Here is a 25,988-nt window from a genome sequence, read left to right on the forward strand (position 1 = left end):
CGCTTCCGAGGCGGGAGGGGAGCAGGCCAGGCAGCTGCGGATCGGCATGGACTCCCTGCACCGCACGGACCCGGAGCTCGCGGCCCTGCTGGACGCGGAGGTCCGCCACCAGGACGCGACGCTCGCGATGATCGCCTCCGCCAGCATCGCCGACCCGTCGGTTCTCGCGGCCGGCGGCGCGGCCCTGTCGAACGTGACCGCCGAGGGCTACCCCGGCCACCGCTACCACCCCGGCGCCGCCCGCTTCGACGAGGTCGAGCGCCTGGCGGTCGCCCGGGCCAAGGACCTCTTCGGCGCCCAGTACGCCAACGTTCAGCCGCACTCCTGCTCCTCGGCCAACCTCGCGGTCCTCGCGGCGCTGGTCCCGGCGGGGGAGACGATCCTCGGCCTGCACCTGGACGCGGGCGGCCACCTCACCCACGGCTCCCCGGCCTCGGTGACGGGCCGTCACTACAACGCGGTGCACTACGGCCTGGACGAGGCGGGCCGCATCGACTACGGCCAGGTCGCCGAACTCGCCCGGACGCACCGCCCCAAGCTCATCATCGCGGGGGCCAGCGCGTACCCGCGCACCATCGACTTCGCCCGCTTCCGCACCATCGCCGACTCCGTCGGGGCGTACCTGCTCGCGGACATCTCCCACATCGCGGGCCTGGTCGCCACCGGCGAGCACCCCAGCCCCGTGGACCTGGCGCACATCACCACGATGAGCACCTACAAGCAGCTCGGCGGCCCGCGCGGCGGACTGATCCTGTCCGGCCGCGACCACAGCACGTTCGGCCCCGACGGCAAGACCCCGCTGTCGCGGCTGATGCAGCGGGCGGTGTTCCCGCAGTCGCAGGGCACGCCCAGCCCGGCCACCATCGCCGCCAAGGCCAGGGCGTTCGCGCTGGCCGACACCGACGGCTTCGCCGAGACGACGCAGCTGATCGTGGCGAGCGCGAGCGCGCTCGCCGCCGAACTGGCCTCGCTCGGCTACCGGATCCTGACCGGCGGCACCGACAACCACATCGTGCTCGTCGACATCATCGAGAGCGGCCTGAGCGGCGTCGTCGCAGAGCGCGCCCTGGAGCAGTGCGCGATCCTCGCCAACCGCAACCGCATCCCGGGCGACACCAAGTCGCCGCTGGTCACCAGCGGTCTGCGGCTCGGCACCAACATCCTCGCCCAGCGCGGCATGGGCCCCGCCCAGATGCGCGACTGCGCCCGCCTGATGCACACCGTGCTTTCGGCCACCACCGCCCTGAGCGACACCGAGTACCAGATCGACCCGGCGCTGGCAGCCCAGGTCCGCGAGGACGTCAAGAGCCTGTGCGCCCGCTACCCGCTGCCGCTGGAGCGCTGCGACAGCATCCCCGCATCCCTGATTGGAGCCGGACAGTGAACCACGACCCCCAGGACGCCGCCGCACCGGTGTGGCCGCCGGTGCTGCTGCCGACGGACCGGCCGCGCAGGCCGGGCGTCGGGTCCCGGTGCTCGGCCGTGGCCCACGCGGCCATCGACGTACCCGAGACGGCGGTCGAGACGCCCCGCGAGGACGTGCTGCTCGCCGCCTTCGCCGCCTTCCTCTTCCGCTACACCGGCCAGGAGGCCGTCTCCTTCGCCCTCGAGGGCGGCGAGGCCCGCTTCCCGGTCGGCGCCGACGCCACGCTGTGGTCCCTGGCCGACTGCGCCGCGGACGCCCGCACCCCGGGCGCGAGCGCTGCCCCGGTCGCCCTGCGCGTGGCCGGGGAGGGTGAGGCAGCCGCCGGCGGCGCCCCGTTCGAGCTCCAGCTGGTGGTGCGCGGCACCGCCCTGGAACTCCACTACGACGGCGAGCTGTTCGGCGCCGCGACCGCGGCCCGCCTCCTCGCCCACTTCACCACCCTGCTCACCGACGCGCTCGGCGCGCCCGACAAGGCCGTCGCCGAGCTCCAGCTGCTCACCGACGCCGAGCTGCACACCACCCTCGTCGAGTGGAACCTGACCGGGACGGACCTGCCGCACGACGTCACCCTGCACGAGGCGTTCGAGGCGCAGGCGGCCCGCGACCCCGAGGCGACCGTCGCGATCCACGCGGGCGTGCGCCACACCTACGGCGACGTCAACACCGCGGCCAACCGCCTCGCCCACCACCTGATCTCGCTCGGCGTCGGCCCGGACGTACGCGTCGGCCTGTGCCTGGACCGCTCGCCGCAGCTCCTGGTCGCGGTGCTCGGCATCCTGAAGGCGGGCGGCGCCTATGTGCCGCTCGACCCGGAGTACCCGGCCCAGCGCATCGCCACCATGGTCCAGGGCACCGCCTGCGCCGTGATGGTCAGCCGCGAGGCGCTCACCGCGAACCTGCCCGCCGACGGCGACGCCCGCCCGCTGGTGCTCCTCGACCGCGACGCCGACATGCTCGCCGCGCTCCCGGCCGGCAACCAGGGCCGCACCTCCGGCCCCGACGACCTCTGCTACATCATCCACACCTCCGGTTCCACCGGCGCGCCCAAGCCGATCGCGCTGCGCCACCGCGGCGTGATGAACAACCTCGCCGACCTCAACTCCCGCTTCCGGGTGGGCCCCGGCGACTCGGTGCTCTCGCTGTCCTCGCCCAGCTTCGACCTGTCCGTGTACGAGTACCTGGGCATGGCCACCTCCGGCGCCGCCGTCGTGATCCCGGAAGCGGCCCGCACCAAGGACCCCGCGCACTGGACCGAACTCCTGCGCACCCACGGCGTCACGCTGTGGAACTCGGCTCCGGCCCTGCTGGAGCTGCTCACCGACCAGGTCGAGCAGAGCGGCTGCGAGCCGCTGCCGCTGCTGCGCCTGGCGCTGCTCGGCGGCGACTGGGTGCCGGTCACGCTGCCCGACCGGGTCCGCGCGATCGCCCCCGGCCTGACGTTCATCGCGATGGGCGGCGCCACCGAGGCCTCCATCCACTCCACGATCTTCGAGGTGGAGCAGAGCGACCCCGAGTGGACGTCCATCCCGTACGGGCGCCCGATGGCCAACCAGCGCACCTACATCCTGGACGCGGCCCTGCAGCCCGTCCCGCCCGGCGTGCCCGGCGAGCTGTACCTGGCGGGCGTGGGCCTGGCCCGCGGCTACCTCGGCCAGGCCGAGCGCACCGCCGAACGCTTCCTGGAGTGGTCGCACGGCGAGGTCACCGACCGGATCTACCGCACCGGCGACCTGGCCCGCCACGGCGCCGACGGAATGATCGAACTGCTCGGCCGCATCGACTTCCAGGTCAAGATCCACGGCCTGCGCGTCGAACTCGGCGAGATCGAGGCCGTCCTGCGCTCGCACCCCGCGGTGCTGCAGAGCGCGGTCGTCGCCCACGACGGGCGGCGCCTGGTCGCCTACGTCGGCACCGGCGGCGGACACGTCGACACCGATGAACTGCGCACCCTGGCCGCGGCCAAGCTGCCCGACTACATGGTCCCGGCCGCCTTCGTCGCCCTGGACAAGCTGCCGCTCACCCCGAACGGGAAGCTCGACCGCAAGGGCATGCCCGCCCCCTCGTTCACCGACACCGACTACCGGGCGCCGCGCACCGAACGCGAACAGATCCTGGCCGGCGTCTTCGCCGAGGTCCTGGGCGTGGAGCGGGTCGGCGTCGACGACGACTTCATCGCGCTCGGCGGCGACTCCATCCGCTCCATCCAGGTCGTCACCCGCTGCCGCGCCCGCGCCATCGAGGTCACCCCGCGCCAGGTCCTGCAGTCCCGCACGGTCGCCGAACTCGCCCTGGTGGCCACCGACGCCGACGAGAACGCCCAGGCGGAGGACGCCTCGGCGCCGCTCGTCGACCTCACCCAGGACGACATCGAGGCCTTCGCCCGGCGCTACCCGAACCTCGCCGACGTGTGGCCGCTGACCGCGATGCAGTCCGGGATGCTCTTCGAGTCGATGCTGAGCGACACCGGCGACGACGCCTACCAGATGCAGACCGTCTACCACCTGTCCGGCGCCGTGGACGCGGACCGCATGCGGGCGGTCGGCCAGGCGCTGCTCACGCGCTACGCCAACCTGCGGGCGGGCTTCACCGCGGATGCCGCGGGCAACCTGGTGCAGGTCGTCGTCGACGGCGCCGAACTGCCCTGGCGCGAGATCGACCTGAGCGACCTCACCGACGCCGACCGCGACGCCGCCTTCGAGGCGTTCCTCGCCGAGGACCGCGCCGACCGCTTCGACCTGGCCGCGCCCCCGCTGCTCCGCCTGGCCCTGGTGCGCCTGAGCCCCGAGCGAAGCGAACTGGTCCTCTCCTCCCACCACGTCCTGATCGACGGCTGGTCGGAGCAGATCATCGGCCAGGACCTGCTGCGCCTGTACGCGAGCGGCGGCGAGGCATCCGCACTGCCCGAGGTGCGCGGCTTCCGCGACTTCCTGGCGTGGCTGGCCCGCCAGGACCGCGCCGAGAGCGCGGCCGCCTGGGCCACCGAGCTCGCCGGGGTGGACGCCCCGACCACGCTGGTGCCCGCGACCGCCTCGCGCACCCAGAACGCGAGCGTCGGCGAGGTCGCCCTGGACCTCACCGCCGACGAGGTCCGTCGACTGGCCCGGCGGGGCGCCGAGCTGGGGGTCACCACCAACACGCTGGTGCAGGGCGCCTGGGCGGTGCTCCTGTCCGCGCTGACCGGCCGCCAGGACGTCGTGTTCGGCGCCACCGTCTCCGGCCGCCCCGGCACCCTGTCCGGCGTCGAGTCGATGGTCGGCCTGTTCATCAACACCCTCCCGGTACGGGCCCGGTGCGCGCCCGGCGACTCGCTCGCCGAGCTGCTCACCGGCCTCCAGGAGCGCCAGACGGCGCTGCTCGACCACCACCACCACAGCCTCACCGAGATCCACCAGGCGACCGGCTTCGACGCCCTCTTCGACACGCTGGTGGCGTTCCAGTCCTACCCCGCCGACCGGGCCGCGACGGCCGAGGCGAGCGCCGCGGCCGGCATCGAGGTCACCGGCATCCAGTCGGTGGGCGGCGCCAGCTACCCGCTCGCACTGATCGTCGAGGCGGACCGGCTCACCCTGCAGTACCACCAGAACCTCTTCGACCGGGGCACTGCCGAGGACATCGCGGCCCGCTTCCGCTCGGTGCTCGGCCAGCTCGCCGACGACGCGGGCCGGCGCATCGCCTCCGTGGACGTGCTGCTTCCCGCCGAACGCGAGCAGCTGCTCGGCGCGTACGACGCCACCGGCGGCGAGCTGCCCGCCGAGACCGTCACCGCGCTCTTCGAGCGGCAGGCGGCGGCCACCCCGGACGCGGTCGCGGTCCGCTTCGAGGGCAGCGAGCTCACCTACGGGGAGCTGAACGCGCGGGCCAACCGCCTGGCGCACCACCTGGTGCGGGCGAGCGCGGGCCCCGAGTCGGTGGTCGGGCTCGCGCTGCCGCGCACCGCGGACCTGGCGATCGCCCTGATCGGCACCCTGAAGGCCGGCGCCGGATACGTACTGATCAGCCCGGAGTACACCGAACGCCGGCGGGACGTCGTCCTCATGGAGGCGGCCCCCGAGCTGATCCTCACCTCGACGAGCGCCCCGGCCCTGGCCGACGACCTCCTCCAGGCGGGCGTACCGCTCCTGTCGATCGACGAACTCGCCCTGGAAGAAGGCGAGTTGACGGGTGACCTGGGCGACCGGGAGCGCAACGCGGCCCTGCGGCCCCAGCACCTGGCGTGCGTGCGCTACCTGTCCGGCGCCAACAGCGGCGTCGCCATCAGCCACCGGGCGCTCGCAGGCGGCGTGGTCCGCTTCGCCGACAGCGCGGGCCTGGTGCCCGGGGCCCGGATGCTGGCAGCATCTCCGCACGGGGACGCGACCGCCTTCGAGCTCCTGACCGGCCTGTGCGCCGGAGCGGGCGTCGAAGTCGTGGCGGACCTGATGACGCTGGCCCGCCCCGAGGGCTGGAGCGGCGACGTCATCAGCACGGTCGCCCCGCTCTTCGCTAGCCTCCTCAACCGCGCGGCCGGCCCCATCCGGGCCGCCACCACGGTGTTCACCGGGGACGTCCTGCTCGGCTCGTTCGTCCAGCGCGTGCGCGAAGTGATCCCCGGAGTGCGGGTGGTCAGCGCGTACGGGCCGACCGAGACGATCCGCGCGACCGCACTGACCGCCGCCGAAGGATGGACCGGGCAGGGCGCGGCCCCGCTCGGCTCCGTGCTCGGCAGCATGCGGGCCTACGTCCTGAGCCCCGCGCTCCAGCTCGTACCGGCCGGAGTGACCGGCGAGCTGTACGTCGCGGGGGAGGTGGCCCGCGGCTACCACGGGCACGCGGGCCTGACCGCCCAGCGCTTCATCGCCGACCCGTACGGGGTGCCCGGCTCGCGGATGTACCGCACGGGCGACCTGGCCCGCTGGAACAGCGAGGGCCGGCTCGAATACGTGGGGCGCGGCGGGGCGCAGGCCAAGGTCCGCGGCCACCGCTTCCAGCTGGGCGACGTCGAGGCCGCCCTCGCCGCCCACCCGGCGCTCTCCCAGGCGGCGGCCCTCGCCCGGCCGGGCGAGGACGGCAGCGACCAACTGGCCGGCTACGTCGTCCCGCTGCGCGGCGCCACGGCGCCCGGGGCGGAGGAACTGCGCGAGTTCGTGGCGCGGAACCTGCCCGAGTACATGGTCCCGGTGACCTTCGTGACGCTGGAGGAGCTGCCTCTGGCCGCTGACGGAACCGTGGACCACGGGGCGCTGCCCGAGCCCGGCGCGCAGGGCGCGGACGACGGGTTCCGGGCGGGGCGCACCGAGCAGGAAGAGGCGCTGTGCGCGCTGTTCGCCGAGATCCTCGGCGTGGAGCGGGTCGGCATCGACGACAACTTCTTCGCCCTCGGCGGCAATTCGCTGAAGGCGACCCGGCTGATCGGCCGGATGCGCCGGACGCTCGGTCTCGAAGCGTCCATCAGAACAATTTTCCAGTATTCAACAATTGCGGAGCTTTCGGGTCAGATCCAGGCCACTGCTACGAAGAGCCGGCCCCGTCTGCGCAAGATGACCAAGGAGTAGACCCAAAGTGATCCCCTTGTCCTATGCACAGCGACGCCTGTGGTTCCTCGACCGTTTCGAGGGGCCCTCGGCGACCTACAACGTCCCCCTGGCGTTGTGGCTGACGGGCGACCTGGACACCGCGGCGCTCACCGCGGCGCTCAGGGACGTGGTGGGCCGGCACGAGAGCCTGCGCACCGTCCTCTTCGAGGAGGAGGGCGTCCCGTACCAGCGGATCCTGCCGGTCGAGGACGCCGTCCTCGACGTGCCGGTCGTGCCGGTGCGGCCGGACAAGGTGGACGACGCCATTGCCGAAGCGATCAACTACGCGTTCGACCTGTACGCGGAGATCCCCGTCCGGGCCCGGATTCTGAAGCACGGCCCGGACGGGCACGTCCTGGTCCTCCTGTTCCACCACATCGCGGCGGACGGCGAGTCGGCGGTGCCGCTCCTGCGGGACCTGACCGAGGCCTACACCGCCCGCATCGGGGGCGAGGCCCCCGGGTGGGAGGACCTGCCGGTCCAGTACTCGGACTACACGCTGTGGCAGCGCGACCTGCTCGGCGACGAGAACGACCCCGAGTCCATGCTGTACGGCCAGCTCGCCCACTGGCGCGAGGAGCTGGCCGGCATGGACCAGCCGCTCCAGCTGCCGCTCGACCGGGTCCGCCCGTCGACGGCCAGCCACGGCGGCGACACCGTCGAGTTCCACATCGAGCCCGAACTGCGGGCCGCCGTCGAGCAGTTGGCGCAGGACAAGGGCCTGACCGTCTCGATGGTCCTGCAGTCCACGCTCGCCGTGCTCCTGCACCACCTGGGCGCCGGCACCGACATCCCGATCGGCTCGCCCATCGCGGGCCGCATCGACGAGGACCTCGCCGACCTGGTCGGCTTCTTCGTCAACACCTGGGTGCTGCGGGTCCAGCTGCCCGGCAACCCCTCCTTCGAGGGCCTGCTCGACCAGGTGAAGGACAAGGCGCTCGGCGCGTACGAGAACCAGGACGCCCCGTTCGAGATGCTGGTCGACCAGCTCGCGCCGGAGCGCTCCACCGCCTACAACCCGCTGTTCCAGGTGTTCTTCGCCTGGCAGAACATCAGCCGCGCCGAGATCGACCTGCCGGGCCTCGAGGCCCGGCTGGACTTCGAGCAGCTGGGCACCAAGAGCTCCAAGTTCGACCTGGAGTTCAACGTGGCCCCGGCCGCCGAGGGCGACGGCGCGCGCGGCACCATCGAGTACGCCACCGACCTGTTCGACCGCGACACCGTCCAGAGCATCGGCGAGCGCTACGTACGGGTCCTGGCCCAGCTGATCGCCGACCCCGCCAGGCCCGTCGGCGCCCTGGAGATCCTCTCCCCGGCCGAGCGCGAGCAGTTCGCCGCGCTCAACGCCACCGCCGCCGAGGTCCCCGAGGTCACCGTCCCGGCGCTCTTCGAGCAGCAGGCGGCGTCCACGCCGGACGCGGTCGCGGTGGTCTTCGAAGACACCGAGCTGACGTATGCGCAGGTCAACGCCCGCGCCAACCGCCTCGCCCGCGAGCTGGTGGCGCCCGGAGTCGGCCCCGAGTCGGTCGTCGCCCTGTCGCTGCCGCGCTCGGCGGAGCTCGTCATCGGCCTCCTCGCGGTCCTGAAGGCCGGCGGCGCCTCCCTGCCGATCGACCCGAAGTACCCGAGCCACCGCCTGGAGTTCATCCTCGGCGAGGCGAAGCCCCAGCTGATCCTCACCGACACCGAGACGGTCTCGGTCCTGCCGGAGACCGACACCCCGGTGCTCTTCCTCGGCGACGTCGACCTCACCGAAGGCGCGGACAACCTCACCGACGCCGACCGCTCGGGAAACCTGGCACAGCAGCACCTGGCGTACGTCATGTACACCTCGGGCTCCAGCGGCACCCCCAAGGGCGTCGCCATCACCCACGCCAACATCGTCAACGGCATCACCCACCTCGCCGAGCGCATCGGCGCAGGTCCCGGCCGCAAGGCGCTCGCCGGCACGTCGATCAACTTCGACGTCTCCGCGTTCGAGATCTTCACCAACCTCTGCCACGGCGGCACCATCGAGGTCGTCCGCGACGTCCTCGTCCTCGCGGACCGCGAGCGCTGGGACGGCCACATCATCTCCACCGTGCCGTCCGCCTTCGGCGAGCTCGTCGACCAGATCGCCGACCGCATCACCGTCGACACCCTGGTCTTCGCCGGAGAGGCCCTCCCGGCCTCCCTCGTCACCAAGGTCCGCGAGACGTTCCCCGGCGTACGCGTCGTCAACGCCTACGGCCAGACCGAGTCGTTCTACGCCACCGCCTTCACCGTCGCCGACGGCCAGGAGTGGGAAGGCAGCGGCAACGCCCCGATCGGCCGCCCGCTGGGCAACATGCGCGCCTACGTGCTCGGCCCGACCCTGCGCCCGGTCGCCCCGGGTGTCGCGGGAGAGCTCTACATCGCGGGCAACGTGGCACGCGGCTACCTCGGCCGCCCCGACCTGACCTTCGAGCGCTTCCTGCCCGACCTGTTCGGCACCCCCGGCGACCGGATGTACCGCACCGGCGACATGGCCCGCTGGAACAGCGACGGCCAGCTCGAATACGTCGGCCGCGGCGACTCCCAGGTCAAGGTGCGCGGCTTCCGCATCGAACCCGGCGAGGTCGAGGCGGCGCTGCTCGCCCACCCCGGCGTCGGCCAGGCCGCCGTCATCGCCCGCGAGGGCCAGGGCACCAACTCCGCCAAGCAGCTCGTCGGCTACGTCGTCCCCGCCTTCACCAGCGACGAGAACAGCCACGACTTCCGCTCCGGCATCGAGGCCACCGACCTCAGGTCCTTCGCCTCGCAGCGGCTGCCCGACTTCATGGTCCCCTCCGCCTTCGTCATCCTCGACCGGCTGCCGCTGATGCCCAACGGCAAGCTGGACCGCAAGGCGCTGCCGGAGCCCGAGTTCACCGGCGGCGAGTACCGCGCGCCGCGCAGCGACGCCGAGAAGATCCTGGCCGGCGTGTACGCCGAGGTCCTGGGCCTGGACCGGGTCGGCATCGACGACGACTTCTTCGCCGTCGGCGGCGACTCCATCCGCTCCATCCAGGTCGTCTCCCGGGCCCGCGCCCAGGGCCTGGAGGTCACCCCCCGGCAGATCTTCGAGTGCCGCACCGTCGCCGACCTGGCCGACGTCGCCAGGACCGAAAGCACCGGCGGCATCGTCCTGGAGGAGTTCGAGGGCGGCGGCACAGGCCTGCTCCCGCTGCTCCCCATCGCCCAGTACATGCTGGAGCTGGGCGGCGGATACGACCGGTTCTCCATGTCGCTCCTTGCCGAACTCCCGCTGGGCATCGACGAGTCGGGCCTGGCCGCCACAGTGAACGCGGTCTTCGACCGGCACGACATCCTGCGCTCGGCCATCCTCACCGAGGACGGCGGCGCGATGCGCGTCGACCCGGCCGGCTCCGTCGACACGTCCGCACTGATCCGCCGCATCCCCTGCGACGGCACCTGGGACGAGGCCTGGCGGGCGAGCGCCGAGGCCGAACTCGATGCCGCGACCGGCCGCCTGGACACCGCCGCCGGCGTGATGGCCCAGTTCGTGTGGTTCGACCCGGCCGATGCCGCCGTCCCCGGCCGCCTGGTCATCGCCCTGCACCACGCCGTCGTCGACGGAGTGTCCTGGCGCATCCTGCTCCCCGACCTCGCCGCCGCCTGGCAGCAGGTCAAGGACGGCAAGGCCCCCGCACTGCCGCAGTCGGGCACCTCGGTGCGCCGCTGGACGCACGCACTGATCGACGAGGCCAACAGCCCCGAGCGCACCGCGGAACTCCCGCTGTGGCGCTCGGTCCTGGACGGCCCCGACCCGCTGCTCGGCTCCCGCGCGCTCGACCCGGCCGTCGACACCCGTACGGCGCTGGACTACCTGAACGTGCAGCTCCCCGCGCACATCACCGACGCCCTCCTGACCAAGGTGCCCGCCGCCTTCCACGGCGGCGTCAACGACGGCCTGCTGGCCGCCCTCGCCCTCGCCGTCGCCCAGTGGCGCCGGGCCCGCGGCATCGAGGAGACCTCCACCCTCATCAAGCTGGAGGGCCACGGCCGCGAACAGGACGTGGTGCCCGGCGCCGACCTGTCCGCCACGGTCGGCTGGTTCACCTCGATGTTCCCGGTACGCCTGGACACGGCGGGCTTCGACCTCGACGAGGCGTTCGCCGCGGGCCCCGCCGCGGGCGGCGTCGTCAAGGCCGTCAAGGAACAGCTCCTGGCCATCCCCGACAAGGGCCTCGGCTTCGGACTGCTGCGCTACCTCAACGAGGAGACCGCCGCCGAGCTGAAGCAGCTCGCCACCGGCCAGATCGGCTTCAACTACCTGGGCCGCTTCTCCTCCGCCGACATGCCGGAGAACCTGCGCGGCCTCGGCTTCACCCAGATCTCCGAGATGGCCGCCCCCCTCGACGAGGACATGCCGGCCATGTCGTCGCTCGAAATCAACTCGATGGTCATCGACACCGACCGGGGCGCCCAGCTGGACGTATCGGCGGGTTTCCCCGCGGGCCTGCTCGCCCGCGCCGACGTCGAGGAGCTCATCGGGCTGTGGTTCAAGGCCCTGGAGGCCCTCGCGCTGCACGCAGCCGCCCCCGGGGCGGGCGGCCTGACCCCCTCGGACCTGCCGCTGGTGAACGTCACCCAGCAGGACATCGAGGTGTGGGAGGAGCGCTACCCGGGCCTGACGGACGTGTGGCCGCTCACCGCGCTCCAGTCCGGCCTGCTGTTCCACACGATGCTGAACGACGACTCGTGGGACGCCTACCAGATGCAGATGGCCTTCCACATCGAGGGCCGCGTCGACCCCGCCCGCATGCGCGCCGCGGCTCAAGCCATGCTGGACCGGCACGCCAACCTGCGGACCGCGTTCGTCAACGACCTCGCGGGCAACCAGGTCCAGGTCGTCGTCGACGGCGTCGAGGTGCCCTGGCAGGACATCGACCTGCGCGGCCTCGACGAGCAGGCCCGCACCGAAGCCTTCGACCAGTTCCTCGTCGAGGACCACCGCAGGAGCTTCGACCCCCTCACCCCGCCCATGCTGCGCCTGACCCTGGTGCGCACCGAGGACGACCAGTCCGAGCTCGTCCTGACCGCCAACCACGTCCTGTTCGACGGCTGGTCCCTGCCGATCCTCATGCAGGACCTGCTGCGCCTGTACGGGTCGGCGGGCGACGCCTCGGTGCTGCCGAGGGTCCGCGGCTTCAAGGACTTCCTCGTCCACCTCTCCCGCCTGGACCACGACGAGACGGCCCGCGCCTGGGCCGAGGAGCTCGCCGGGGTCGAGGAGCCGACCGTCCTGCTGCCGGGCGCGGCCTCCGAGCACGGCAGCTCCGGCATCGGCCACGTCCAGGTCCCGCTGCCCCTTGACGAGGTCCGCGAGCTGAACCGGCGCGCCTCCGAGCTCGGCGTCACTGTCAACACCCTGGTCCAGGGCACCTGGGCGGTGCTGCTCGGCCAGCTCACCGGCCGCCAGGACGTCGTGTTCGGCGCCACCGTCTCCGGCCGTCCCCCGGCCGTCACCGGCGTCGACTCCATCGTCGGCATGTTCATCAACACGCTCCCGGTGCGCGTCGAGTACACCCAGAGCGACACCCTCGCCGAGGTCCTGCACAACCTGCAGATGCGCCAGGCCGCCCTCCTGGACCACCACCACTACGGCCTCACCGAGATCCACCAGGCCACCGGCCTCAAGACGCTCTTCGACACCCTGGTGGTGTTCGAGTCGTACCCGGTGGACCGCGACGGGCTCAGCGACGCCAACTCGGCGGCCGGCATCGCCTTCACCGGCATCCGCCCCTCGACCGGCACCCACTACCCGCTGACCGTCATGGCGGACGCCGACCCGCACCTGCGCCTGACCCTCCAGTTCCAGGAGCACGTCCTGGACCGCGACACCGTCGAGGTCATGGCGGGCCGGCTGCTGCGGGTCCTGCGCCAGCTGATCGCCGACCCGACGGTCCCGGTCGGCCGGGTCGACGTCCTGGAGCCGGCTGAACGAGTGCATCTGATTGAGCAGTTGAACAGCACCGAGGCCCTCACCCCGGACGCCACGATCCCCGCGCTCTTCGAGCAGCAGGTGGCGGCGACGCCGGACGCGGTCGCGGTGGTCTTCGAAGCCACCGAGCTGACGTATGCGCAGGTCAACGCCCGCGCCAACCGGCTCGCCCGGGAACTGGTCAGGGGGGGAGCGGGCCCGGAGTCGGTCGTCGCGCTCTCGCTGCCGCGCTCGGCCGAACTCGTCGTCGGGCTCCTCGCGGTCCTCAAGTCGGGGGCGGCCTACCTGCCGATCGACCCGAAGTACCCGAGCCACCGCCTGGAGTTCATCCTCGGCGAGGCGAAGCCCCAGCTGGTCCTCACCGACACCGAGACGGTCTCCGTCCTGCCCAAGACCGACGCACCGGTGCTGTTCTACGGTGACGTCGACTTCGACGACGTCGACCTGGACATCGAGGCAGGCGTCCCCGACCTCGGAGACGGCGACCGCAGGGGCGCCCTGGTCGCCGACCACCTGGCGTACGTCATGTACACCTCGGGCTCCAGCGGCACCCCCAAGGGCGTCGCCATCACCCACCACAACGTCGTCAACGGCGTCACCCAGCTCGCCGAGCGCATCGGTGCAGGTCCCGGCCGCAAGGCGCTCGCCGGCACGTCGATCAACTTCGACGTCTCCGCGTTCGAGATCTTCACGACCCTGGTGACCGGCGGCACCGTCGAGGTCGTCCGCGACGTCCTCGTCCTCGGCGAGAGGGACGGGTGGAGCGGCAATGTCATCTCCACCGTCCCCTCCGCCTTCGCCGAACTCCTCGACCAGATCGCCGACAGGACGAAGGTCGACGTCCTGGTCTTCGCCGGCGAGGCCCTGCCCGCCGACCTGGTCAACCGGGCCCGCGAGGCCTTCCCCGGCGTGCAGATCATCAACGCCTACGGCCAGACCGAGTCGTTCTACGCCACCACCTTCACCGCCTCCGGCTCCCCGGCCGCCCTCGGCAGCGCCCCCATCGGCTCGCCGCTCGGCAACATGCGCGCCTACGTCCTGAGCCCCGGCCTCCAGCCGGTCCCGCAGGGCGTTGCGGGAGAGCTCTACATCGGCGGCAACGTCGGCCGCGGCTACCGCGGCCGCCCCGACCTGACCGCCGAGCGCTTCGTCGCCGACCCCTACGGCACACCCGGTTCGCGGATGTACCGCACCGGCGACATGGCCCGCTGGAACAGCGAGGGCCGCCTCGAATACATCGGCCGCAGCGACACCCAGATCAAGGTGCGCGGCTTCCGCATCGAGCCCGGCGAGGTCGAGGCCGCGATCGTGGCGCACCCGGCGGTCGCCCAGGCCGCCGTCGTCGCCCGGGCCGGAGCGGGCAGCAACGCGGGCAAGCAGCTCGTCGCCTACGTCGTCCCCGCCGAGGCCGGAGGCATCACGGCCGAGGAGCTGCGCGAGGCCGCCGCCGAGCGGCTGCCCGACTTCATGGTCCCCGCCGTCTTCATGACCCTGGACCGGCTGCCTTTGATGCCCAACGGCAAGCTGGACCGGGCCGCCCTGCCCGAGCCGGAGTTCACCTCCGGCGCCTACCGGGCGCCGCGCACCACCGACGAGGAGACCCTGGCGGGCCTGTTCGGCGAGGTGCTCGGCCTGGAGCGGGTCGGCATCGACGACAACTTCTTCACCCTCGGCGGGCACTCGCTGCTCGCGACCCGCCTGATCAGCCGGATCCGTACGGTGCTCGGCGCGGAGGTCCCGATCAAGGTGGTCTTCGGTTCGCCGACGGTCGCCGAGCTCGCCACCCACCTCTCGGCCGGCGTCAAGGTCCGCACCGCGCTGACCCGCCTGGAGCGGCGGCCCGAGAAGCTGCCGCTGTCCTTCGCCCAGCGCCGCCTGTGGTTCATCGACAAGTTCGAGGGCCCCTCGGCGACGTACAACATCCCGCTGAACCTCAGGCTCACCGGCGACCTCGACGCACCGGCGCTCGCCGCCGCGCTCAAGGACGTCGTGGACCGGCACGAGAGCCTGCGCACGGTCTACCGCGAGGACACCGAGGGCGTGCCGTTCCAGCTGGTCGTGCCGGTGGGCGAGGCCGTCCTGGACGTGCCCGTGGTCGAGGTCGCCGACGGCCACCTGGACGCGGCGATCTCCGAGACCGCCGAGTACACCTTCGCGCTCGACCGCGAGATCCCGGTGCGCGCCCGCATCCTGGCGACCGGCCCGCAGGAGCACGTCCTGTCGCTGGTCATCCACCACATCGCCAGCGACGGCGAGTCGATGGCCCCGCTGATCCGCGAGGTCTCCGCCGCCTACGCGGCCCGCCGCGCGGGCCAGGTGCCCGAGTTCGCGGAACTCCCGGTCCAGTACGTCGACTACGCCATCTGGCAGCGCGAGCTGCTCGGCGAGGCCGACGACCCCGAGAGCGTCCTCGCCGACCAGTCCGGCTACTGGCACAAGGAGCTCTCCGGCATCCCGCAGCCGCTCCAGCTGCCCGCCGACCGGCCGCGGCCGCCGAAGGCCAGCTACCGCGGCGACATGATCGAGTTCACCGTCGAGCCCCAACTGCTCGCCGCCGTCGAGGAGTTGGCGCGCGAGCGCGACGTGACGGTCTCCATGGTCATGCAGTCCGTCCTCGCGGTCCTGCTGCACCAGCTGGGAGCGGGCGACGACATCCCGATCGGCTCGCCGATCGCGGGCCGCACCGACGACGCCCTCGACGACCTGATCGGCTTCTTCGTCAACACCTGGGTGCTGCGCGCCGAACTCGCGGGCAACCCCACCTTCGACGAGCTGATCGCCCAGGTGAAGGACAAGGCGCTCGGCGCGTACGGCAACCAGGACGCCCCCTTCGAGCGCCTGGTCGAGCTCCTCAACCCGGACCGCTCCACCGCGTACCACCCTTTGTTCCAGGTGATGTTCGCCTGGCAGAACTTCGCGCAGGCCGACTTCGACCTGCCGGGCCTGCGGGTGGACTTCGTGCCTGTCATCACCGGCACCGCCAAGTTCGACCTGTTCTTCAACCTGACCGAGGTCACCGAGCCCACCGGCCGCGAGGCCCAGGGCCTCATCGAGTACGCGACCGACCTGTTCGACCGATCGACGGTCGAGGCGATGGCGGCCCGCTTCGTGCGGGTGCTGCGCCAGCTGGTCGCGGACCCGGCGGTGCGGGTCGGCCTGGTCGACGTCCTGGAGCCGGCCGAGCGCGAGCTGGTCCTGCGCGGCCGCAACAGCACGGCCGTGCCGACCCCGCAGGTCACCGTGCCCGGCCTGTTCGAGCAGCAGGTGGCGGCGACGCCGGACGCGGTCGCGGTGGTCTTCGAAGACACCGAGCTGACGTATGCGCGGGGTCGGCCCGGAGTCGGTCGTCGCGCTGTCGCTGCCGCGCTCGGCGGAGCTGGTGATCGGCATGCTGGCGGTCCTGAAGTCGGGCGCGGCCTACCTGCCGATCGACCCGAAGTACCCGAGCCACCGCCTGGAGTTCATCCTCGGCGAGGCGAAGCCCCAGCTGATCCTCACCGACGCCGAGACGGTCTCGGTGCTGCCGAAGAGCGACATCGAGGCCCTGTTCCTCGGCGACGTCGACCTGGACAACGGGGATGCGGCCGACCTGACCGGCCGCGACCGCACGGCAGCCCTGAAGCCGCAGCACCTGGCGTACGTCATGTACACCTCGGGCTCCAGCGGCACCCCCAAGGGCGTCGCCATCAGCCACGCCAACATCGTCAACGGCGTCACCCAGCTGGCCGCACGCATCAACGCGGGCCCGGGCCGCAAGGCCCTGGCCGGCACGTCGATCAACTTCGACGTCTCCGCGTTCGAGATCTTCACCAACCTCTGCCACGGCGGCACCATCGAGGTCGTCCGCGACGTCCTGGTGATCGGCGAGCGCGGCGGCTGGAGCGGCAACGTCATCTCGACCGTGCCGTCCGCCTTCTCCGAGCTGCTCGACCAGCTCGCGGGCAGCATCGAGGTCGACACCGTCGTCTTCGCCGGCGAGGCCCTCCCGGCCACGCTGGTCACCCGCATGCGGGAGCTCATCCCGGGCGTCCAGGTCATCAACGCCTACGGCCAGACCGAGTCGTTCTACGCCACCTCCTTCGCCGTCTGGGGCGACCAGGAGTGGGAGGGCATGGGCAGCGCGCCCATCGGAGCGCCGCTCGGCAACATGCGCACCTACGTGCTCGGCCCGGGCCTGCAGCCCGTCGCCCCCGGCGTGGTCGGCGAGCTGTACGTCGGCGGCAACGTCGGCCGCGGCTACCTCGGCCGCCCCGACCTGACCGCCGAGCGCTTCGTCGCCGACCCCTACGGCGAGCCCGGCTCGCGGATGTACCGCACCGGCGACCTCGCCCGCTGGAACACCGACGGCGACCTCGAATACGTGGGCCGCAGCGACACCCAGGTCAAGGTGCGCGGCTTCCGCATCGAGCCCGGCGAGGTCGAGGCCGCGATGGTCGCCCACCCCGGCGTCGCCCAGGCCGCCGTCGTCGTACGGGCGGGCGCGGGCAGCAACAGCGCCAGGCAGCTGGTCGGTTACGTCGTGCCGGTCGGCGCGGGCGAGCACACCAGCGCCGAGAACGTCGGCGAGAACGACTACGACCTGACGGCCGGAGTCTCCTCCCGCGACCTGCGCGCCTTCGTCGGACAGCGCCTGCCGGAGTTCATGGTCCCCTCCGCCTTCGTGATCATGGACCGGCTGCCTTTGATGCCCAACGGCAAGCTGGACCGGAACGCGCTGCCGGAGCCGGAGTTCACCGGCGGCACCTACCGCGCGCCGCGCACCCCGGAAGAGAAGGTCCTCGCCGCCGTCTACGCCGACGTCCTGGGCCTGGACCGGGTCGGCATCGACGACGACTTCTTCGCCGTCGGCGGCGACTCCATCCGCTCCATCCAGGTCGTCACCCGCGCCCGCGCCCAGGGCGTCGAGGTCAGCCCCCGGCAGATCTTCGAGCAGCGCACCGTCGCCGAGCTCGCCCAGGTCGCCGAGAGCACCGGCACCGCGGTCGTCCTGGAGGAGCTGGAGGGCGGCGGCGTCGGCCTCGTACCGCTCCTGCCGATCGTCAAGTACATGATCGAACTGGGCGGCGGATACGACCGGTTCTCCATGTCGCTCGCCCTCGACCTGCCGCTCGGCATCGACGAGGCGGGCCTGGTCGCCACCCTCAACGCCGTCGTCGACCGGCACGACATCATGCGCTCGCGCCTGCTCCTGGAGGACGGCGGCGCCATCGAGATCGACCCGAAGGGCACCCTGGACGCCGCCGGGCTCATCCACCGCGTGGAGTGCGACGGGGTGTGGGACGAGGACTGGCAGCGGCTCGCCGCCGTCGAACTCAACGCCGCCACCGGCCGCCTGGACACCGCGGCCGGGGTGATGGCCCAGTTCGTCTGGTTCGACTCCACCGACCCCGAGGTCCCCGGGCGCCTGCTCGTCGCCCTGCACCACATCGCGGTCGACGGCGTGTCCTGGCGCATCCTGCTCCCCGACTTCGCCGAGGCCTGGGAGCAGGTCAAGGCCGGAAAGACCCCCGAACTCCCGGCGGTCGGCACCTCGGTGCGGCGCTGGACGCACGCCCTTGTCGACGAGGCCAGGAGCGAGAGCCGGCTCGCCGAGATGGACCTGTGGCGGCGCACCCTGGACGGCCCCGACCCGGTCCTCGGCTCACGCCGCCTGGACCCGAAGGTCGACCTGCTGTCCACGGTCGAGCAGTTCACCGTCCGCCTGCCCGTCGCGGTCACCGAGGCGCTGCTCACCAAGGTGCCCGCCGCCTTCCACGGCGGCGTCAACGACGGCCTGCTGGCCGCCCTCGCCCTCGCCGTCGCGAAGTGGCGCCGGGGCCGCGGCATCGACGAGCCGTCGACGCTGATCAAGCTGGAGGGCCACGGCCGCGAACAGGACGTGGTGCCCGGCGCCGACCTGTCCACCACGGTCGGCTGGTTCACCTCGATGTTCCCGCTGCGCCTGGACACCACCGGCTTCGACCTCGACGAGGCGTTCGCCGCGGGCCCCGCCGCGGGCGGTGTCGTCAAGGCCGTCAAGGAACAGCTCCTCGCCATCCCCGACAAGGGCCTCGGCTTCGGCCTGCTGCGCTACCTCAACCCCGACACCGAGGCGGAGCTGAAGCAGCACCCGATGGGCCAGATCGGCTTCAACTACCTGGGCCGCTTCTCCTCCGCCGACATGCCCGAGCACCTGCGCGGCCTCGGCTGGACCCAGGTCGCCGACCTGGACCTGGCCGCCGACCTCGACGCCGACATGCCCGCCATGTCCACCGTCGAGATCAACTCCGCGGTCATCGACACCGAGCTGGGCGCCCAGCTCGACGCGATCGTGGGCTTCCCCACCGGCGTACTGAACCGCGAAGAGGTCCAGGAGCTCGCCGACCTGTGGTGCCAGGCCCTCGAAGCCCTCACCCGGCACGTCGCCGACCCCGAGGCCGGCGGGCTCACCCCCTCCGACCTGCCCCTCCTGAAGAAGGTCTCGCAGTCCGACATCGAGACCTGGGAGCGCACCTACCCGGGCCTGGTGGACGCCTGGCCGCTCACCGCGCTCCAGTCCGGCCTGCTCTTCCAGTCGATGCTCAACGACGACGAGGCCATCGACGCCTACCAGATGCAGATCGCCTTCCACATCTCCGGCCAGGCCGACCCGGCCCGCATGCGCGCCGCCGGCCAGGCGCTCCTCGACCGGTACGCCAACCTGCGCACCGCGTTCGTCAACGACTCGGACGGCAACCAGGTCCAGATCGTCGTCGACGGCCTGGAGGTGCCCTGGCAGGAGATCGACCTGACCCACCTGCCCGAGGCCGAACGCGACGCCGCGTTCGAGAGGTTCCTCGCCGAGGACCACCACCGGCACTTCGACCCGGTCACCCCGCCGCTGCTGCGCCTGGCCCTGCTGAAGACGGGCGAGGACAAGTCGGAGCTGGTCCTGACCGCCCACCACGTCCTGTTCGACGGCTGGTCCTTCCCGATCCTGATGGAGGACATCCTCAGGCTGTACGGATCGGCCGGCGACGGCTCGGTGCTGCCCAGGGTCCGCGGCTACCGCGACTTCCTGGTGTGGCTCGACAAGCAGGACCACGACGAGACGGCCCGCGCCTGGGCCGCCGAACTCGAAGGCGTCGACGAGCCGACCATCGTCGCCCCCAAGGACGCCGACGAGAGCGACGATTCGGCAGCCGGTCAGGTCGACGTGGTGCTGCCGATGGACGAGGCCCGTCAGCTCAACCGGCGCGCCTCCGAGCTCGGCATCACCGTCAACACCCTGCTCCAGGGCGCCTGGGCGGTCCTGATCGGCGAGCTCACCGGCCGCCAGGACGTGCTGTTCGGCGCCACCGTCTCGGGCCGCCCGCCGACGGTCACCGACGTCGACCTGATGGTCGGCCTGTTCATCAACACCCTTCCGGTACGCGTCGAGTACGCACCCGGCGACACCCTCGCCGAGATGCTCCAGCGCCTCCAGAAGCGGCAGGCCGCCCTTCTCGACCACCACCACTACGGGCTCGCCGAGATCCACCAGGCCACCGGGCTCAAGACGCTCTTCGACACCCTCGTGGTGTTCGAGTCCTACCCCGTCGACCAGGAGGGCCTGACCGAGGCCAACACCGCGGGCGGCATCACCTTCACCGGCATCCGCCCCTTCTCCGGCACCCACTACCCGCTGACCCTGCTCGCGGACGCCGACCCGTACCTGCGGCTCACCCTGCAGTACAAGGAGGGCGTCTTCGGCCGGGACACCGTGGAGTCGCTCGCGGCATCGCTGGTGCGCATCCTCAGCCAGCTGGCCGCCGACCCGGGCAAGCACATCGCCCAGGTCGAGGTCCTGGAGGAGGCCGAACGCGACCGGCTGCTCAACCAGTTCAACCAGGCCGACGACCCCGCCCCCGAGACCACCGTCCCCGAGCTCTTCGAGCGCCAGGTGGTGGCCACCCCGGACGCCGAGGCCGTCGTCCACGAGGGCGTCTCGCTCACCTACCGCGAACTCGACATCCGGGCCAACCGCCTGGCCGCCGAGCTCACCGAGAGCGGGGTCGGCCCCGAGAGCGTCGTCGCGGTCGCCCTGCCGCGCTCCACCGACCTGGTGGCGGGCCTGCTCGCGGTCCTCAAGGCGGGCGGCGCCTACCTGCCGATCGACCCCAAGTACCCGAGCCACCGCCTGGAGCACATCCTCACCGAGGCCGCCCCGCAGCTGGTCCTCACCGACTCCAGGACCGTCTCGGTGCTCCCCGACAACGACGTGCCGAAGCTGTACGTCGACGAACTCGACCTCGACAGCGAGCGCGAGGGCGTCGACGACGGCGAGAAGGTCGCGACGCTGCGGCCCCAGCACCTGGCGTACGTCATGTACACCTCGGGCTCGACGGGCAAGCCCAAGGGCGTCGCCATCACCCACTCCAACGTCGTCAACGGTGTGCTGCGCCTGGCGACCCGGATCGGCGCGGCTCCCGGGCGGCGGATGCTGGCCGGCACCTCGGTCAACTTCGACGTCTCCGCGTTCGAGATCTTCACGACGCTGGTGACCGGCGGCAGCGTCGAGGTCGTCCGCGACGTGCTGGCGCTCGGCGAGAAGGACCGGTGGGAGGGCAACGTCATCTCCACCGTCCCCTCCGTCTTCGCCGAACTCGTCGACCAGCTCGCCGACAAGACCACCGTCGACACCCTCGTCTTCGCAGGCGAGGCGCTGCCCGCGAGCCTGGTGCAGCAGATCCGGGAGACGTTCCCGGGCGTCAGGATGGTCAACGCCTACGGCCAGAGCGAGTCGTTCTACGCGACCACCTTCACGGTCCCCGACACCGAGGACTGGGACGGCTCGGGCAGCGCCCCGATCGGCTCGCCGCTCGGCCACGTACGCGCCTATGTGCTCGGCCCCGGCCTCAAGCCGGTGCCGGTGGGCGTGGTCGGCGAGCTGTACATCGCGGGCAACGTCGGCCGCGGCTACCGCGGCCGGGCCGACCTGACGGCCGAGCGCTTCGTGGCGACGCCCTACGGCGCGGCCGGCGAGCGCATGTACCGCACGGGCGACCTGGCCCGCTGGAACCGCGACGGGCAGCTCGAATACGTCGGCCGGGGCGATGCCCAGGTCAAGATCCGAGGGTTCCGCATCGAGCCCGGCGAGGTCGAGGCGGCCCTGGTGGCCCACCCGGACGTCTCCCAGGCGGCCGTCGTCGCCCTGGACGGCGGGGCGGCGGGCAAGCAGCTCGTCGGCTATGCCGTCGCCGAGCAAGGGGCCGTTGACGTGGACGAACTGCGCCGGTTCGCGACGGACAGACTGCCCGCGTTCATGGTTCCGGCGGCCTTCATGATGCTGGAGAAGCTGCCGCTGACACCGAATGGAAAGCTCGACCGGGCAGCGCTTCCGTCGCCGGAATTCGTCGGCGTCGAATACCGGGCGCCCCGCAACGAGACGGAATCGGCACTCACCGAACTGTTCGCGGACATTCTGGGCCTGGAGAAGGTCGGCATCGACGACAACTTCTTCACGCTGGGCGGGCATTCGCTTCTGGCGACCCGGCTCAACAGCCGGATCCGCGCCAGGATGGATGTGGCGCTGCCCATGCGGGCGGTGTTCCAGTCGCCGACAGCGGCCGAACTCGCCGCCTATATCGACGCGGACACCGATTCCCAGGAGAACGCCGACCCGTTCGCGCGGATCCTGCCCATCAAGACCGGCGGGGACAAGGAGCCTCTGTGGTGGATCCACCTCGCCGGCGGCCTCGCCTGGCCCTACCTGAGCTTCACCGGGCACCTTTCCGGACAGCGCCCGTCGTACGGAATCCAGGCGCGCGGACTGGACGGCACGCTGCCTCTTCCGGATTCCGTGGAATCTCTGGTGAACGACTATCTGGAGCAGATATTCTCTAACCAGCCCGAGGGCCCCTACCACCTGGCAGGCTGGTCCTTCGGCGGAATCGTCGCCCACGCAATGGCGGCAGAACTCCAGCGCCGCGGCCACGAAGTGGCCTTCCTCGGCCTCCTGGACGCCGCTCCCGCAAGCCACTTCGCCAACAACGCAGAACTCGAAGTGGCCCAGGTCCGAAGTCTCCTCAAGGACCACTCCGGCGAACTGGCCGACAACGGCGAAGAGCGCCTCCTCGAAATCGCATCGTCCATCGTGGTCAACAACGTGGAAATGCTGAAGAAGTTCGACCAGCCCGTCTTCGACGGCGACGCCCTCTTCTTCAACGCGACGCTCAATCCCGAGGCCCCGTACATGGACCAGTGGAAGTCGCACATCCTCGGATCACTGACGGTGCACGACGTAGTGAGCACGCACTACGAGATCTGCCGTCCCGAGCACGCGGCCGCTATTGCGGCGGCCGTCGACCGTTTCCTCGAAGAACAGTAAGGCGCGCTCCGGCCCCAGGGGCGGCCTGGCTTTCCCGGGGGCGCGCACAGCGCGCCCCCGGGCGGACCAACCACCTTTCCCGGCACCGAAGGATGTGCTTCTTCCATGTTCGTTCCTGCCCCTTATCGTCAGCCGGCCTCCTCCTGGATGGTCGACCTCCTGCGCGGCAATCCGCTGGCGCTGATGGTGTCCAACGGCCCCGGGGCCGCCGGCCCCTACGCCACCCATCTGCCGGTGATCCAGGACCCGACGATGACCGAGGAGTGGTCGAAGGACCTGGCGGGCGCCAAGCTGCTCGGCCACATGAACAGGGCGAACCCGCACTGGAAGGCCCTCAAGGACGGCACCCAGGTGCTGCTGGCCTTCACCGGGCCGCACGGCTATGTCTCGCCGACGGTGTACCAGGTCACTCCCGCCGCCCCGACCTGGGACTTCACCTCCGTCCATGTGCACGGGGTGCTCCGCAAGATCGAGCCGGACGAGGCCGAGGAGGAGACGCTGGAGCTCGTCCGCTCGACCGTCCGCGCCTTCGAGGGCGACTTCGGGGCCGGCTGGGACATGTCCGAGTCGATCGACTACTTCCGCAAGATCCTGCCCGCCGTGGGCGCGTTCCGGGTCGATGTGACCGGCGCCGAGGGGATGTTCAAGCTCAGCCAGGAACAGGACCCCCACGTCCGCGAGCGGGTGCGCGAGTCCTTCGCCGGGCGCGATTCCAGCCGCCACCGCGAAGCCGCCGGCCTGATGAGCAGGCTGCCGCCGCCGGGCTGCCCGCACGCCGCCTGAGAACCGCCCCGAGAACCGAAAAGCCAGAAAAGCAATTTCGCACGGCATCGGTGCCGGTGCATAAATACAGGCCGCCCGGAATTACTCGAAAATAATTCCCCGGAATTCTTTTCAGCCCGGTTGACCGGCCGAAGAAATACCGAGTACGGTCTCATACAACCACCACGAATCGGCGGGAGAATTGCATGGAAACCCAAGGCGAAGTCTACGAGGTCGTCGGAATCGGATTCGGTCCGTCCAACCTGTCCCTTGCAGTGGCACTGGAGGAGCACGAGAGCAAGGCACACGGAAACCCGATTTCGGCCGCTTTCTTCGAGCGGCAGCCGACCCTCGGATGGCACCGCAACATGCTGCTCCCGTCGGCGACCATGCAGATCTCCTTCCTCAAGGATCTGTCCACGTTCCGCAACCCGGCGTCGCAGTTCAGCTTCATCTCCTACCTGCACTCCGCGGGCCGCCTCGCGCAATTCGTCAACAACCAGAGCTTCTTCCCGACCCGCGAGGAGTTCCACGACTACCTCGAATGGGCCGAGTCCAGCTTCGCGGACCGCGTCTCCTACAGCTCGGAAGTCCTTTCGGTCCGGCTGCCGCAGAGCGAGGGCCCCGCCGACCACGTCGAGGTCCAGGTGCGCGACCGGACCAGCGGCGGATCGCGCACGGTCAAGGCCCGCAACATCGTCGTATCGACCGGCCTCGTACCCAAAATGCCCGCCGGTATCGACCGAGACGAGCGCATCTGGCACAGCTCCGAATTCCTGGAGAAATTCCGGAAACTCGACCACAGCAAGGTCAAGCGGGTGGCCGTGGTCGGCGCCGGCCAGAGCGCCGCCGAAATCGTCCGGTTCGTCTACGACACGATTCCGGACGCCACCGTCAGCGCGATCATGCCGTCCTACGGATATTCGATCGCGGACGACACCCCCTTCGCCAACCAGATCTTCGACGCCGATGCCGTCGACGACTACTACCACGGCTCCGAGCGCTCGAAGGACTCCTTCTGGCGCTACCACAAGAACACGAATTACGGGGTGGTCGATGACCAGGTAATCAGGGACCTCTACCAGCGCGCCTACGACGACGAGGTGCGCAAAACCCCCCGGCTGAACTTCCTCAACCTCTCGCGCGTCGACGGTGTCAAGCAGGTCGGCGACGACGTGCGGCTCACCCTGCAGTCGGTGCGCAACGAGGAGACGTACAACCTCGACGTCGACGTCCTCATCTGCTCGACGGGCTACGACTCCATGGAGCCCAGCGAGCTGCTCGGTGACCTGGAGGCGCACTGCCTGCGCGACGAGCAGGGCCGGCTCCGGGTCGAGCGGGACTACCGCCTGGCCACCGGACCGGATGTGACCTGCGGTGTCTACCTCCAGGGCGGCACCGAGCACACCCACGGACTGGCGTCCTCGCTCCTGTCGAACATCGCGATCAGGAGCGGCGAGATCGCCGATTCGATTGCCGAGAGGAGGACGCCTCGGCACTACAGCACGGCGTGATTCACATGACGCGGATGTATCGAAAAGATTAGGAGTTGCCCATGAGCACCAACCCGTTCGACGACGCGGATGGCCGGTTCTACGTTCTGGTGAACGACGAGGAGCAGTATTCGCTCTGGCCCTCGTTCACCGACGTGCCCGCCGGCTGGCGGGTCGCGTACGGCGAGGAAGGCCGCCAGCAGTGCCTGGCGCACATAGAGCAGAACTGGACCGACATGCGGCCCAAGTCTCTGCGTGAGGCCATGGACAGGGACGCTCTCGTCGTCTGATCCGTGGCAGGGAGAGGGCGGGCGAGGAGCCCGTTCCGGCCGACGAAGCTCGGCACGGGCCCCCGCCCCGCCCCCCACGACCACCGGAGTGCGAGCCACGTCCCTGTGGCGCACCCCCTACGCCAGCCCTGATCACCCCCCTTAATCCGGAGATGTCATGACTTCCGTATCGG

At 71.2% G+C, this 25,988-nt stretch carries 6 protein-coding genes and 2 pseudogenes; all 8 read left to right on the forward strand.

Going from position 1 to position 25,988, the window contains the following annotated elements; genetic code table 11:
- The first annotated feature begins 46 nt into the window (after positions 1–46).
- The 8 genes and pseudogenes from ABD346_RS03085 (at position 47) to ABD346_RS03115 (ending at position 25,815) form a co-directional block, all read left to right on the forward strand.
- Positions 47–1,384 carry a serine hydroxymethyltransferase gene (locus ABD346_RS03085; RefSeq protein ID WP_381230234.1) on the forward strand — a complete coding sequence of 446 codons (1,338 nt, stop codon included), beginning with the start codon at positions 47–49 and terminating at the stop codon, positions 1,382–1,384.
- Positions 1,381–6,957: an amino acid adenylation domain-containing protein gene (locus ABD346_RS03090; protein ID WP_344371257.1), complete on the forward strand. Its 5,577-nt coding sequence runs from the start codon at positions 1,381–1,383 to the stop codon at positions 6,955–6,957. Before ABD346_RS03085 ends, ABD346_RS03090 begins: the two co-directional genes overlap by 4 nt.
- A gap of 7 nt (positions 6,958–6,964) precedes the next feature.
- A pseudogene (locus ABD346_RS03095) lies at positions 6,965–14,224 on the forward strand (amino acid adenylation domain-containing protein); the annotation flags it as partial.
- A gap of 69 nt (positions 14,225–14,293) precedes the next feature.
- Positions 14,294–16,075: pseudogene (locus tag ABD346_RS38575) on the forward strand (condensation domain-containing protein); the annotation flags it as partial.
- A 187-nt stretch (positions 16,076–16,262) separates the two neighbouring features.
- On the forward strand, positions 16,263–23,270 hold the full coding sequence (locus ABD346_RS03100) for an amino acid adenylation domain-containing protein (RefSeq protein WP_344371258.1): 7,008 nt from the start codon (positions 16,263–16,265) through the stop codon (positions 23,268–23,270).
- 105 nt (positions 23,271–23,375) lie between these two features.
- Positions 23,376–24,053 (forward strand): FMN-binding negative transcriptional regulator, encoded by a 678-nt coding sequence (locus tag ABD346_RS03105; protein ID WP_344371259.1) that lies wholly within the window; start codon positions 23,376–23,378, stop codon positions 24,051–24,053.
- A gap of 185 nt (positions 24,054–24,238) precedes the next feature.
- Positions 24,239–25,546: a lysine N(6)-hydroxylase/L-ornithine N(5)-oxygenase family protein gene (locus tag ABD346_RS03110; RefSeq protein WP_344371261.1), complete on the forward strand. Its 1,308-nt coding sequence runs from the start codon at positions 24,239–24,241 to the stop codon at positions 25,544–25,546.
- 41 nt (positions 25,547–25,587) lie between these two features.
- Positions 25,588–25,815: an MbtH family protein gene (locus tag ABD346_RS03115; protein WP_189970506.1), complete on the forward strand. Its 228-nt coding sequence runs from the start codon at positions 25,588–25,590 to the stop codon at positions 25,813–25,815.
- Positions 25,816–25,988 lie beyond the last annotated feature (173 nt).

The organism is Streptomyces mauvecolor (assembly GCF_039532965.1).
Lineage (GTDB): Bacteria > Actinomycetota > Actinomycetes > Streptomycetales > Streptomycetaceae > Streptomyces > Streptomyces violascens.

What these genes read in the sequence shown, in the direction of transcription:
- ABD346_RS03085 (WP_381230234.1), top strand. Translation starts at nt 47, where the DNA reads ATGGACTCCCTGCACCGCACGGACCCGGAGCTCGCGGCCCTGCTGGAC.
- ABD346_RS03100 (WP_344371258.1), top strand. Translation starts at nt 16,263, where the DNA reads ATGCGCGGGGTCGGCCCGGAGTCGGTCGTCGCGCTGTCGCTGCCGCGC.
- ABD346_RS03105 (WP_344371259.1), top strand. Translation starts at nt 23,376, where the DNA reads ATGTTCGTTCCTGCCCCTTATCGTCAGCCGGCCTCCTCCTGGATGGTC.
- ABD346_RS03110 (WP_344371261.1), top strand. Translation starts at nt 24,239, where the DNA reads ATGGAAACCCAAGGCGAAGTCTACGAGGTCGTCGGAATCGGATTCGGT.
- ABD346_RS03115 (WP_189970506.1), top strand. Translation starts at nt 25,588, where the DNA reads ATGAGCACCAACCCGTTCGACGACGCGGATGGCCGGTTCTACGTTCTG.